Raw genomic sequence first — 12,625 nt, 5'->3', positions numbered from 1 at the left:
TAAGAAGTAGGCTTACTGAAGTTTCAGCGGTAGCACGAAGTATCAAGCAGCATCCAGAGGCGTCCAGGCCGATCCATCCGTGGGTCCTTCACGGCCACCCACCGGCGCTGACCAGTTGACGAGGCAGGGAATTTGACCGGTAACGCGACGTTTCGACATGACAACACGGCTTTGCTCGCCGTCACGAGTGTGGAGGCGCCGGTAGTCGTCAGTTCCGCAGAGTTCGACGAACGGCTGGCCCCCAGCCTGAAGAGGCTCCGCCTCTCCAAGCGCCTTCTCGAGCGCGTGGCCGGCGTGACCGAGCGACGATGGTGGTCGCCCGGATCCGACTTCGACGACGCCGCTATCGAGGCCGGCGCGAAGGCCATGGCGGAGGCCGGTATCGAGCCCGACGACGTGGGACTCCTCATCAACACGTCCGTGACCCGGCGCAACCTCGAGCCCTCCGTGGCCGTCAAGATCCACCACTCCCTGGGTCTTCCCACGTCGGCGATGAACTTCGACCTGGCGAACGCCTGCCTCGGCTTCGTGAACGGCATGACGCTCGCCGCCAACATGATCGATTCCGGGCAGATCAAGTACGCCCTCATCGTTGCGGGTGAGGATGCGCAGCGTACGCAGGAGGCCACGTTCAAGCGCCTGAATCGCGAGGACTCGACGCGCGAGGACTTCCTCAGCGAGTTCGCCACGCTCACGTTGGGTTCCGGTGCTGCAGCAGCAGTCATCGGCCCGGCGGACCTCCACCCCGGCTCGCACCGCATCCTGGGCGGTGTCTCCAGGGCCGGCACCCAGCACCACGAGCTGTGCGTGGGCGGCATCGACGGCATGTACACCGACACGAAGGGCTTGCTCGACGGTGGCCTGGAACTCGTGGTCACCGCCTGGCACGAGGCTCAGGCCGACGGCTGGTCGTGGAACGCGATGGACCGCTACGTGACGCACCAGGTCTCGAACAGCTACACCAACGCCATCATCAAGGCCGTCGACCTCGAGCGTGAGAGGGTGCCCATCACCTTCCCGCACTGGGGCAACGTGGGGCCCGCATCACTGCCCATGACCCTCGCCCAGGAGTCGCAGTCCCTGGCGCCGGGAGACCGGGTGCTGTGCCTCGGCGTCGGATCAGGCCTGAACACGTCGATGATGGAGATTGCGTGGTAGCACTCCCCGGCGTCGATCCCTCGTGGTCGACGTACATCGACGTGCCCTCGACCAGCGGGTCGGATAGTCCTGGTACCAGTCACCGCTGGCACTACCTCGACAACCGGCTCGGCGTCGGCGGCGACGACGACGCCGCCAATGGGACGCTGCTGTGCGTTCACGGAAATCCGACATGGTCCTACCTGTGGCGCAGTTACCTTGCGGCCGGGACCGCGGCCGGGTGGCGCGTCATCGCGGTGGACCAGCTGGACATGGGCTACTCCGCCCGCACCGGAGCGTTCCGGCGCCTGGCGGACCGCGTCACCGACCTCGAGGACTTCGTCCGTGCCATCGGTCTCCGCGGCTCCGTGGTCACGGTGGGGCACGACTGGGGAGGCGTCGTCAGCCTCGGATACGCGAACCGGAACCGGGAGCACCTGGCGGGCGTCATCCTGACGAACACAGCCATCCACCAGGACCCCGACCGCCCGATCCCGGCACCGCTGAGGCTCGCACTGGCGCCGGGCGTGCACGGTGTGGGCACCAGGACCACCAGTACCTTCCTGGATGTGACTCTCGCCCTCGCCCGTCCCTCTCTGGACCGGGACGTGAGGCGTGCCTTCAGGGACCCCTACCGCAGCGCCTCGGACCGGCAGGGCATCGCCAACTTCGTCTCGGACATCCCCGTCGACGCTTCGCACCCCAGCTACGCCGCCCTGACCGCGACGGCCACCGGCATCCGCAGCCTCCGCGTGCCCACCCTCATGATGTGGGGCCCCCACGATCCGATTTTCTCGGACCCCTACCTCGAGGACCTCGCCCGCCGGATGCCGCACGCCGACATCCACCGTTTCGAACACGCGGGCCACCTCGTGCAGGAGGATGCAGATACCGCTTCGACTGCCATGGAGTGGCTCGCCACCAGGAGCGTCGGAGATGCAGCGGACGCCACCGACCACGGATCCCTTTCCGAAGAGGTCCCGTACGTTCCGCTCGGCCGCCGCATCGACGAACTGGCAGCCGGGCCCGAGGGACCCGTGACCGCGGTCGCCGAGATGTCGTCCTCCGGCCCGCCGCGGACACTGACCTGGCGGGAACTCGCCGACGACGTCGCCGCCGTCGCCGCAGGTCTCAGAGCCCTCGGTCACGGTCCCGGCACGAGGGTGAGTCTGCTCGTTCCGCCCGGAGTGGACCTCACCGTCCTCATCTACGCGTGCCTTCGAATCGGTGCCGTCATCGTCGTCGCCGATGCCGGCCTCGGCACCCGCGGGTTGAGCCGAGCGGTTCGGGGCTCGGCACCGGACGTCGTCATCGGCATCGAGCGCGCCCTCGTTGCCGCCCGAGCCTTCGGTTGGCCGGGGCGCCGCATCAGCGCCACTCCGCTGTCGGCGGCCAGACGGAGGGTGCTGCGTGTGGACGCGTCGCTGAATGATCTCCGCGCCGCAACTGCCCTGCCGGACGTCCTGGCGGATTCGCCGGTACCGGCCGCTGACGCCGATGCGGCAATCCTCTTCACCTCCGGCTCCACCGGACCGGCGAAGGGCGTCGTCTACACGCACCGCCGGCTCGCGGCGATGCGCGACGCCGTCGAGTCCACCCTCGGTCTGGGCCCGGGCACCGCACTTGTTGCAGGTTTTGCGCCCTTCGCCCTGCTCGGTCCTGCCCTCGGTGCGACGTCGGTGACCCCCGACATGGACGTCACTGCGCCGCGGACCCTGACGGCCCAGGCTCTTGCCGATGCGGCGGACGCCATCGGCGCTAGCGTCGTGTTCGCCTCTCCTGCCGCCCTCCGGAATGTCCGGGCCAGCTCGGGCGACCTGAGTGCGAAGGGCAGGGAGGCCCTGGGCAGGATCTCCCTGCTGCTCTCGGCAGGCGCGCCCATCCCCGTTCCCCTCCTCGAGGCAGTGCAGGGCCTCGTCCCGGCGGCGGCACTGCACACGCCCTACGGGATGACGGAATCGCTTCTCGTCGCCGACATAGACCTCGACGGCATCAGAGCCGCCGCGCGCGGTGCAGCGGCAGGGGTCGACGGAGCAGGCAACGGCGTGTGTGTCGGGCATCCCGTCCACCGTGCCCGTGTCGCTGTAAGCCCGCTCGACAGCACGGGCGCGGCAACGGGCGAGGTGACGGCAGCACCCGGAGTGACGGGCGAGATACTCGTCGACGCACCGCACGTGAAGGACCGCTACTTCCGGCTGTGGAAGACCCAGCAGGACTCGGCGCGCCCGCGCCCGTGGCACCGCACCGGAGACGTCGGGCACTTCGACGCCGATGGCCGACTGTGGGTCGAGGGCAGGCTCGGCCACGTCATCACGGCGGCCTCCGGCATCGTGACGCCCGTCGGGCTCGAGCAGGCACTGGAGCTGCTCGACGGGGTCGCCCTCGCTGCGGCCGTCGGCGTCGGGCCCGGCGGCACGCAGGCCGTCGTCGCCGTCGTCGAGGCGACGGCAGGGGTGCGGCGTCCACAGCTCGCTGACGCCCAGCTCGCGGCCGAGGCCCGGTCGTCCGCCCGCGAGCGTGGTGTCGAACTTGCCGCGGTCATCGCTGTTCCCGCGCTTCCAGTGGACATCCGTCACAACGCCAAGATCGATCGCGCCCGGGTCGCTGAATGGAGCAGCAGATTCCTCTCCGGTACGCGGGCCGGATCGCTGTGACCGTCCTCGTCACCGGGGCCAGCGGCATGCTCGGGCGGGCCGTCGCCGAGCAACTCGTGGCCGACGGCGACGACGTCCGATGCTTCCAGCGCCGGCCGTCCGGCGTCGCCGGCGCCCATGACATCCTCGGCTCGATCGAAGACCAGTCCGCCGTCGGTACGGCGGTCCGGGGCTGCAGCGCTGTGGTGCACCTGGCGGCGAAGGTCTCCTTCACCGGGGCAGCGTCCGACTTCGACCGCACCAATGTCGAGGGGACGAGGCTCCTGCTCGACGCGGCGCAGCAGGCGGGCGTGGCCGACGTCGTGTACATCTCCTCACCGTCGGTGGCGCACACGGGGACGTCCCTGGTCGGCGCTCCGGCGGGACCGGCCGATCCCATCCGTGCACGCGGCGACTACGCGAGGACCAAGGCCAATGCGGAGCTGCTGGCCCTCAGCCGCTCCTCGAGCCGGTTCAGGGTCGCGGCCCTGCGTCCTCACATCGTGTGGGGACCGGGCGACACACAGCTCGTGGAACGCGTGATCGACCGTGCGAGGCACGGGCGCCTGCCGTTGCTCGGCGGTGGCACTGCCCTGATCGACACCACCTACGTCGACAACGCCGCGACCGCCATCGTCGCCTGCCTGCGCCGGATCGACGCGACGCAGGGGCAGTCGCTCGTCGTGACCAACGGCGAACCGCGCCCTATCGCAGAACTGCTGCAGGGCATATGCGTCGCCGGTGGCGTCGAGCCGCCCCGATGGTCGGTTCCGGGAGGGCTTGCCCGGGGCGCCGGAGCCGTGATCGAGCGGACCTGGCTCCGCATGGGGCGCGCGGACGAGCCTCCGATGACCCGGTTCCTCGCCGAGCAGCTCTCCACGGCCCACTGGTTCGACCAGCGGCGGACACGCGCTCTGCTCGACTGGCAGCCGACCGTCAGTATCGACGAGGGCTTCCACCGGCTCGCTGCGCACTACCGGCGCTGAATCAATCGCCCTTCCACGGAAAAAGCGCACACACACGCAAAAGGACGGGATGCGATGCATCCCGTCCTTTCGCTGTGTCGTCGCCGAGAGCGATTAGCGGGTGTAGTACCCGTCGACCGCCATGACGTTGACGGAGTGGATCTGCGTGCCCTGCGAAGGGTTCAGCGCACTGATCATCTGGCCGTTACCGAGGTAGATACCGACGTGGCCGCCGCCGTTCTGGCTCACCAGGTCACCCGGCTGCGGGTTGCTGGTGGGCCTCAGGGAGGCGAACTGCGACCACGTGGTGCGGGGCAAGTTGATGCCGTGCTGGGCGTAGACCCACTGCACGAAGCCCGAGCAGTCCCAGGCACCGTAGGAGGTACCGCCGTAGACGTATCCCGAACCCTGGCCCTGCAGCGCAGTCGCGACGATACCGCTGACGGGTCCCCTCGACGCTGCGGACTGCGTGCTGAGGCCCGTGGAGTTTCCTGCAGCTGCGGGAGCAACGACGGCTGCTGACTGCACCGAGTACTGCTGGGGTGCAGCGGAACCACCGAGTGAGATGGACTGGCCGGGGTAGATGATGGAGCTGTACCCGAGCCCGTTGGCCGTGAACAGGGCTTCGAGGCTCAGACCGTGGGCCGCTGCGATGCTTCCCAGCGTGTCGCCCGCCTGCACCGTGTAGCTGGCCGTCGCAGTGCTGACCGCTGCCTGCTGGGTACTCACGGACTCGAGGCTGATCTCGCCTGCTGCTGCATTTGCCGGGAGCGCTGCGCCGAACATGATGCCCGAAGCGACGGCGACGACGCCGGCGGGCTTGCCTGCGACGGACGCGGTTGCCGTGACGGCACGCGACGCCGTGACGAGGGGGTTGACGCGCGTGGGGACTGCCCGGTGGCGCGCGATATGGCTCTTCTTGGACATGCTGTTGCCTTTCCCAATGCCTGCGAAGTTAGCTGTCGGGTTCGGATGGGACATCCGGACGCCTTGCCTGCAGACCACCGCCCCAAAGCTGGTCTACGCGCGTCTTTACCCCTAGGACTCGTGGAACGAGCCCGCTATCGGTTCCCCCGCCCCTGTCGAACGTGGTGTGCGAACGGTCCATCCTCATCGACAGGGTTAGGCAGAGTGAGGGTGGGCGCCCTTCCGTTGTGGAACGAGCGCGCCCTCAACGGTACGCGTCGTCCGAGCTATTGTCACATTTGGGTTACGAGGCGCTGATCACTCGGGGCGGCAGTGGTGCGCCGTCGCCTACATCCTGGCGTTGCGCGGCCTGGGCTGGCAGAACGGGCACAGGAACGAGGAACGGTTCATGAAGGACTCCCTACGCATGGCCGTCTGCCTGCCCTCGTCCAGGCACCGGCGGCAGTAGTGCCCCGCGCGCCCATAGGCTTCGAGCTCACGCGCGAAGTATCCCGACGCTCCGTTGACGTTCACGTACAGCGAGTCGAAACTGGTGCCACCCGCGTCGAGGGCACGCACCATGACGGCCGTCACGGCATCGATGATCCTGACTGTGTCAGGCCGGCGCATCGTGTCGGTGGGACGGGCATAGTGCATCTTCGCGAGCCAGAGCGCCTCGTCCGCGTAGATGTTGCCGATCCCCGAGATGAGGCCCTGGTCGAGGAGGGCGCGCTTCAGTCCCGTCCGGCGCTCCCGCAACCGCCGGTGGAAGCTCTCGACGGAGAACGCGGGATCGAGCGGATCCCTCGCGATGTGCGCAGCCTGGCGCGGTATCAGGGCCAGGTTCTCCGATCCAAGTCCACCAGGTTGTCCATCGGCGGTCGGTTCGAGGTCGGTGACGAACATGCCGCCGAAGATCCGCTGATCGACGAACCGTAGCTCGGTCGGCAGCCGTCCACCCTCCTCGTCGAAGGCGGCGGAGAGCCTGAGGCGGACCTTGAGGTGCTTCTCGGTCGGGGCGTCCGGTTCTTCGATGAGCAGTTGTCCGCTCATGCCGAGATGGGACATCAGCGCGTCCCGCGGCTGGGGGTGCGCCCGGGTCGGGTCCCCGAGCGTCATCCAGAGGAATTTCCCCCGGCGCACGACATCGCGGATACGGGCGCCCGTCAGGTTGCCCACGAAATCCTCGGCGCCGAGGACGTGCCTCCGCAGGGACCGGGGATCGAGCACGTCCACCGCCTCGATGCTGCGGCCCGCGGCCCAACGGACCAGTCCGCGTCGGACCACCTCGACCTCGGGCAGCTCGGGCACTCAGGCCCTGTCTGCCTGCTGGGCTCCGGCCGGCTCGCCGTCTGCCTGCTGGGCTCCGGCGGGATCACCGCCAACCGGATTCGCCGGACGGTCCGAGAGGAGCTTCCAGGACTCTGCGGCCGCCGCCTGCTCGGCCTCTTTCTTGGAATGGCCGCATCCCGATCCGTACTCGACGCCGCCGATCACCAGGCGCGCCGTGAAGGTGCGCGCGTGGTCGGGGCCTGTTCCCTCTACCTGGTAGTCGATCGGGCCCAGGCGCCGACCGGCGGCCGTCTCCTGGATCCGGGTCTTCCAATCGGTGCCCTCACCGAGGATCGCGGAGTCGCGCAGCAAGGGCGCAATCAGCCGCATGACCATGGCGCGTGCAGTCTCGATGCCGTGGCTCAGATAGGCGGCACCGATGACCGCTTCCATGGTGTCTGCAAGGATGGACGCCTTGTCCCGTCCGTTGGTGAGCTTCTCCCCCTGGCCCAGCAGCACGTGGCTGCCGAGGTCGAGGCTGCGCGCCACGCCTGCGAGTGCCTTCGTGCTGACGACCGCGGATCGCCGCTTGGCGAGCTCACCCTCGGACAGGCCGGGGTTGTCCCTGTACAGGGCATCGGTGACCGCAAGACCCAACACCGAATCGCCCAGGAACTCGAGGCGTTCGTTCGTGGGTATGCCGCCCTTCTCGTAGGCGTAGGACCGGTGCGTCAGGGCAAGACGAAGCGTCTCGGTGTCGATATCGACACCGAGACGCTTCGTGAGTTCTGCTGTATTCTTCACAACCGCATCAGCTGATCCAGCATCGGACGGAAGCCCACTCAGGCAGGAAGCCCGAGCGGGTCACGGTCCGTTGTCAGACGTCGGCTACCTTGCGGCCCTTGTACTCAAGGAACAGCGGGGTACCGGCTGAATCGGTGACAACCTTGGCCTGGTGGGCGAGGCTGTAGGTGACGCGACCGTTCTCGAGGGTCTTGACCAGCTTGGGGGCGGTTGCCTTCCACTGGGACCGGCGTGCACGGGTATTCGCGCGGGACATCTTCCGCTTCGGGACAGCCACGGCTAACTCTCTTCTCTCTCGTCTGACTCTGACTTTGGTGCCGCGTCGTTCTCTGCGGCGGTGCCCGCCAACCCTGCGAGGGCTGACCAGCGAGGGTCCAAAACTTCGTGGTGGTGGTCCGGATCATCATTGAGCTGGGCTCCACATTCGGAGCACAGGCCCTTGCAATCCTCCCGGCACACCGGCTGGAAAGGCAGCGATGTGACCACCGCGTCCCGCAGCACGGGCTCCAGATCGACCGAATCGTTCTCCACCCTGTGCTGTTCTTCTTCCTCTTCCACCGACAGCGACTCGGAGTCGCTGTAGAAGAAGAGCTCCTGGAGGTCCACCTCGCGGTCGAACCGCAGTGGCTCCAGGCAACGGCCGCACTCGCCGGTTACCTCGACGTTCGCCGTTCCCGACACCAGGATTCCCTCGTGCACCGATTCGAACCGCAGGTCGAGCTCCATCTCGGAACCCTCCTGCACGCCGATCAGCGCGACTCCGAAGTCCTTGGGCGCCGGTACATGTTCTTCGATTGTCCGCATGCTTCCCGGACTGCGTCCGAGATCCTTGACACTGAAAGTCAAAGGCGAACTGAGATCGCTTTTAATGGTGACTCCTGTAGAACATATGACCGACGTACCATCCTAGCCTGATGAGGCGGGCAGTCCCAAAACGTGCCGCTCGAGGGCCATAGCACCAGGCGTGCCCGGTCCACCGGTGGGTGCGCGGCAGGGCTGCCCTCCGGACGGGCTCCCGCCGGACGCCGGGTTACGGGACGAGTCGACGTAGGACGGCGTCCGGCACGAAGGGACCCACGTCGCCTCCGAGCGACGAGACTTCCTTGATCAGGGTGGACGAGACGTGGGCGAGCTGCGGCGCGGTCGGCAGGAAGACCGTCTCCACGTCGCCCAGGTGACGGTTCATGGTGGCCATGGGCATCTCGTAGTCGAAGTCCAGACCCGACCTCAACCCCTTGATGAGCGCCGTCGCGCCCTGTTCCCTGCAGAAGTCGGCCAGCAGCCCCGCTCCCAACGGGAGGACCGTCACCTCGGGCAGGTGCGCGAGGCTCTGCGCGCAGAACGCCATGCGTTCGTCGATGCCGAACCGGTACTTCTTCGCATAGTTCGTCGACACCGCCACGACCACCTCGTCGAAGAGCCGGGCCGCCCGGCCGATCACATCCACGTGTCCGTTGTGGATGGGGTCGAACGATCCTGGGCAGACGGCGCGTGTCATACAGTCCACGGTACCCAGTACCGAGGTGCGCACGGGATATGACGCGGCGGTCACCGGGTGTCGGGGCAAACCAGCAGCGGGCAGCACGGAACGGCAATACTGGTGTCATGACGACACACACGCGCCCGGTTGCCATCGCCGGTGCACCAGCGCCATGGGCGAGGACCGCGCGGGGCGCGAACCTCCTCGGGGACGACGGCACGCTCGGCATCACGATCTTCGAGGAGATCACGGCGCTCGCCCAGAAGCACTCGGCCATCAACCTCGGCCAGGGTTTCCCCGACGAGGACGGTCCGCAGGAGATCCTCGACGCGGCGCGCGCAGCGATCGCCGATGGAGCGAACCAATACGCACCCGGCCAGGGACTCGCGGTCCTCCGTGAAGCGATCGCAGCCCACCAGGAACGCTTCTACGGGCTGCGGGTCGATCCGAGGACCGACGTCATCGTCAGCACCGGCGCCACGGAGTCGATCGCCGCAGCCATCCTGGCCTTCGCGGGACCGGGCGACGAGGTGCTGACGTTCGAGCCCTTCTACGACTCCTACGGCGCCGTCATCGGCCTCGCCGGCGCGACGCACACCACCGCACCCCTGCTCGCGCCGGATTTCCAGCCGGACGCCGCGGGGCTGGAGGCCGCGTTCAGCGATCGGACGAAGATCGTCGTCGTGAACAATCCGCACAACCCGACGGGCAGCGTCTTCGCCCGCCCCGTCCTCGAACGCATCGTGCAGCTGGCGGAGCGTCACGGCGCCATCATCGTGACCGACGAGGTCTACGAACACCTGACGTTCGGGACCAGGCACCTGCCGATAGCGTCCCTGCCCGGGGCAGCGGATCGGACCCTGACGATCTCATCGGCGGGGAAGACGTTCTCCGTGACCGGATGGAAGGTCGGCTGGCTCAGCGGACCGGCGGAACTCGTGGCGCAGGTCCGCACCGTCAAGACGTTCCTCACCTACACCTCCGGGACACCGTTCCAGGGAGCCGTCGCTCTCGGCCTAGGTCTGCCCGAGGAGTTCTTCACCTCGATCGAGGCCACGCTGCGGAAGAAGCGGGATCTTCTCGGTGATGGGCTCCGGGCAGCGGGCTTCGAAGTCTTCGAGCCGGAGGGCACCTTCTTCACCATGGTCGACGCCGCACCGCTGGGCATCGGCGACGCGACCGAACTCGCCCGACGCCTGCCGTCGCTCATCGGCGTCGCCGCCATCCCGGTGTCCATGTTCTGCCACGAGGAGGGTGCCGAGCGTACGCGATCCCTGCTGCGCTTCGCGTTCTGCAAGCGGTTCGACGTCGTCGAGGAAGGCGCCCGGCGCCTCGGCACACTGAGGGAGCGCTTGTGAGTGCAGCGCAGCCCGGAGCCGCCGAGCAGCGGACCGGCCCTGAACCCGAGCGCGACGGCGGCTTCGACGTCCCGACGCGCTGGTTGTCCGGAATCGGGGCCTATGCGGAGATCGATGAGGACGCCTACATCGAGGGAGCGCTGATCCTCAGCATCGGCGGGGCCCAGCAGTCCCACGTCGATGTACAGCACCCGGAGCGGATCTTCTACGAGTACCTCCAGCGCATCGCGCACGTCATCGATGTGCTGAAGGCCCCAGGCGCTCCCCTGCGGGTTCTCCATCTCGGCGCAGGAGCCCTCACTCTGGTCCGCTATATCCAGGCGACGCGCCCCGGGTCCGTCCAGGTCGCCGTCGACACCGAAGCCGACCTGATCGAGCTCGTCCTCGACGCCATGCCGCTCCCGCACGGTACAGAGTGCGAGGTCGTCATCGGGGACGCGGCCGACGTGGTCCTCGAGCAGCCCGACGCGGCCTTCGACGCCGTCGTACTCGACATCTTCGCCGGAGCCGACGCCCCCTCCCACCTGACGTCGCCGGATTTCGCAGCACACCTGCTGAGGATCTGCGCCGAGGACGGGATCGTGCTGGTCAACGTCGGGGACGATCCGCCGCTGTCCTTCGCCCGGGCGCAGAGCCGGCAGTTGTCCTCGCTCGCCGTCGAGACCGCTGTGCTGACCGAAGCCGCCATGGTGAGCGGTGGATTCGCAGGGAATGTCATCGTCGCGGCACGACGGCAGTCGTGGCCGGCCGCCTGGACTGCGGCACTCCTCGCCGCCGGGCCACATCCTGCAGCAGTGCTGGTCGGGCCCGCGCGGGAGGCCTTCGAGCAGGCGCCCCGCGCGTAGCGTTCGCACCGAGTGTGACGCCTACCACACGCGGGACCGTGCGACGTCGTCCTGTCAAGCGGGAATATGGCGCGCAATCGGTGTTCCTAGACTCCTAGCCTTGAGGGGCTGAACAGCGCGCACGGAACACCTTCCCACCGGGGGCCGAACGATGAGCCATGGACTCCGCATCACCGTCCGTCCGGACCATCGCGCCGGCGGCCGGAACGGCACCGACCGCGTGTTCCGGTTCCACCGGCCGCACGGCAGCCTGAGGTCCGCAGCATGACCCGGGATCCCTCCTTCCCGATGCAGCACCACCGCGGCATGGAGCCCTCCCCCGACAACCGAACCGGCAGGAGCGGACGATGACCGCTGAGTACGCAGATTCGACGCTGGCAGCGACGCCGGCGGCAACGTCGAAGAGCCGGGCCCCTGGGCGGATCATCGTTGAGTGGATCACGACGACGGACCACAAGACGATCGGCTACCTCTACATCATCACGTCGTTCGTATGGTTCGCCCTGAGCGGCATCGAGGCACTGATCATCCGGGCGGAACTCTTCGCACCCGGCATGCAGATCTTGCAGACGAAGGAGCAGTACAACCAGCTGTTCACGATGCACGGCACCATCATGCTGCTCCTCTTCGCGACACCGCTGTTCGCCGGCTTCGCGAACGTGATCATGCCGCTGCAGATCGGCGCACCCGACGTCGCCTTCCCGCGCCTGAACGCCCTCGCCTACTGGTTCTACCTCTTCGGCGGGATCATCGTCGGGCTGGGCATCTTCACGCCCCAGGGCAGTGCCTCCTTCGGCTGGACGTCCTACCCGCCCCTCGCGAACGTCAGCTTCTCCCCCAGTATCGGCGGGGATCTGTGGGTTTTCGGGCTGGCGCTGGCAGGCTTCGGCACCATCCTCGGATCCGTCAACTTCATCACCACGATCATCTGCATGCGCGTTCCGGGCATGACCATGTGGCGCATGCCCATCTTCACCTGGAACACCCTGATCACCTCGATCCTCGTCATCATGGCCTTTCCCGTCCTGGCCGCAGCCCTGTTCGCCCTCGGCGCGGACCGCCGGTTCGGAGCGCACATCTTCGACCCGGAGAACGGTGGGGCGATCATGTGGCAGCACCTCTTCTGGTTCTTCGGGCACCCGGAGGTCTACATCATCGCGCTGCCGTTCTTCGGCATCGTCTCCGAGATCTTCCCGGTCTTCAGCCGCAAGCCGATCTTCGGCTA

General features: G+C 67.8%; 12 protein-coding genes and 1 riboswitch. Of the genes, 6 read left to right on the top strand and 6 right to left on the bottom strand.

What is annotated here, in order from left to right; all coding sequences use genetic code 11:
• Positions 1 to 132: 132 nt before the first annotated feature.
• From CXQ96_RS13205 to CXQ96_RS13195, 3 genes are read left to right on the top strand one after another with little or no spacing between them, the layout of a single operon-like run.
• The gene (locus CXQ96_RS13205; protein ID WP_104118488.1) at positions 133 to 1,158 is read left to right on the top strand and encodes a 3-oxoacyl-ACP synthase III; all 1,026 of its coding nucleotides are present in this window, start codon (positions 133 to 135) and stop codon (positions 1,156 to 1,158) included.
• Positions 1,152 to 3,791 carry an alpha/beta fold hydrolase gene (locus CXQ96_RS13200; RefSeq protein ID WP_104118487.1) on the top strand — a complete coding sequence of 880 codons (2,640 nt, stop codon included), beginning with the start codon at positions 1,152 to 1,154 and terminating at the stop codon, positions 3,789 to 3,791. The genes CXQ96_RS13205 and CXQ96_RS13200 overlap by 7 nt, the downstream gene beginning before the upstream one ends.
• Entirely contained in the window at positions 3,788 to 4,756 is a 969-nt protein-coding gene (locus CXQ96_RS13195; protein WP_104118566.1) for an NAD(P)-dependent oxidoreductase, read from the top strand. Before CXQ96_RS13200 ends, CXQ96_RS13195 begins: the two co-directional genes overlap by 4 nt.
• A gap of 93 nt (positions 4,757 to 4,849) precedes the next feature.
• Here CXQ96_RS13195 and CXQ96_RS13190 read toward each other — a convergent pair whose 3' ends face one another.
• The 6 genes from CXQ96_RS13190 to coaD all read right to left on the bottom strand — a co-directional run bounded on the left by CXQ96_RS13190 (position 4,850) and on the right by coaD (position 9,215).
• Positions 4,850 to 5,662 carry a C40 family peptidase gene (locus CXQ96_RS13190; protein WP_104118486.1) on the bottom strand — a complete coding sequence of 271 codons (813 nt, stop codon included), beginning with the start codon at positions 5,660 to 5,662 and terminating at the stop codon, positions 4,850 to 4,852.
• A gap of 2 nt (positions 5,663 to 5,664) precedes the next feature.
• Positions 5,665 to 5,874: riboswitch (cyclic di-AMP (ydaO/yuaA leader) on the bottom strand.
• Positions 5,875 to 5,989: 115 nt separating this feature from the next.
• Entirely contained in the window at positions 5,990 to 6,952 is a 963-nt protein-coding gene (gene mutM / locus CXQ96_RS13185; protein ID WP_104118485.1) for a bifunctional DNA-formamidopyrimidine glycosylase/DNA-(apurinic or apyrimidinic site) lyase, read from the bottom strand.
• Positions 6,953 to 7,717, bottom strand: coding sequence for a ribonuclease III (gene rnc, locus CXQ96_RS13180; RefSeq protein ID WP_104118484.1), 765 nt, complete (start codon positions 7,715 to 7,717; stop codon positions 6,953 to 6,955). It lies immediately after the preceding gene.
• Positions 7,718 to 7,790: 73 nt separating this feature from the next.
• Complete coding sequence (gene rpmF / locus CXQ96_RS13175; RefSeq protein WP_043445822.1) at positions 7,791 to 7,994, bottom strand: 50S ribosomal protein L32; 204 nt, start codon at positions 7,992 to 7,994, stop codon at positions 7,791 to 7,793.
• Positions 7,995 to 7,996: 2 nt separating this feature from the next.
• Complete coding sequence (locus tag CXQ96_RS13170) at positions 7,997 to 8,563, bottom strand: DUF177 domain-containing protein (protein ID WP_104118483.1); 567 nt, start codon at positions 8,561 to 8,563, stop codon at positions 7,997 to 7,999.
• Between the two features lie 184 nt (positions 8,564 to 8,747).
• Positions 8,748 to 9,215: a pantetheine-phosphate adenylyltransferase gene (coaD, locus tag CXQ96_RS13165; RefSeq protein ID WP_104118482.1), complete on the bottom strand. Its 468-nt coding sequence runs from the start codon at positions 9,213 to 9,215 to the stop codon at positions 8,748 to 8,750.
• Between the two features lie 107 nt (positions 9,216 to 9,322).
• On the opposite strand from coaD, the gene CXQ96_RS13160 reads away from it, so the two are divergent.
• The 3 genes from CXQ96_RS13160 to CXQ96_RS13150 all read left to right on the top strand — a co-directional run.
• Entirely contained in the window at positions 9,323 to 10,555 is a 1,233-nt protein-coding gene (locus CXQ96_RS13160; protein ID WP_104118481.1) for an aminotransferase class I/II-fold pyridoxal phosphate-dependent enzyme, read from the top strand.
• Positions 10,552 to 11,400, top strand: a complete 849-nt coding sequence (locus CXQ96_RS13155) for a spermidine synthase (protein WP_181036469.1) — start codon at positions 10,552 to 10,554, stop codon at positions 11,398 to 11,400. The genes CXQ96_RS13160 and CXQ96_RS13155 overlap by 4 nt, the downstream gene beginning before the upstream one ends.
• Before the next feature lie 347 nt (positions 11,401 to 11,747).
• Positions 11,748 to 12,625 (top strand): cbb3-type cytochrome c oxidase subunit I (locus CXQ96_RS13150; protein WP_181036468.1); only part of this gene is annotated, 878 nt, incomplete at its 3' end.

The organism is Arthrobacter sp. B1805 (genome assembly GCF_002929745.1).
GTDB lineage: Bacteria > Actinomycetota > Actinomycetes > Actinomycetales > Micrococcaceae > Arthrobacter_D.
This window is presented reverse-complemented; position numbering and strand designations above follow the sequence as displayed.

Bases quoted from the DNA above. Each gene is read 5' to 3' on its own strand.
- CXQ96_RS13190 (WP_104118486.1), bottom strand. From the start codon at position 5,662: ATGTCCAAGAAGAGCCATATCGCGCGCCACCGGGCAGTCCCCACGCGC.
- coaD (WP_104118482.1), bottom strand. From the start codon at position 9,215: ATGACACGCGCCGTCTGCCCAGGATCGTTCGACCCCATCCACAACGGA.
- CXQ96_RS13160 (WP_104118481.1), top strand. From the start codon at position 9,323: ATGACGACACACACGCGCCCGGTTGCCATCGCCGGTGCACCAGCGCCA.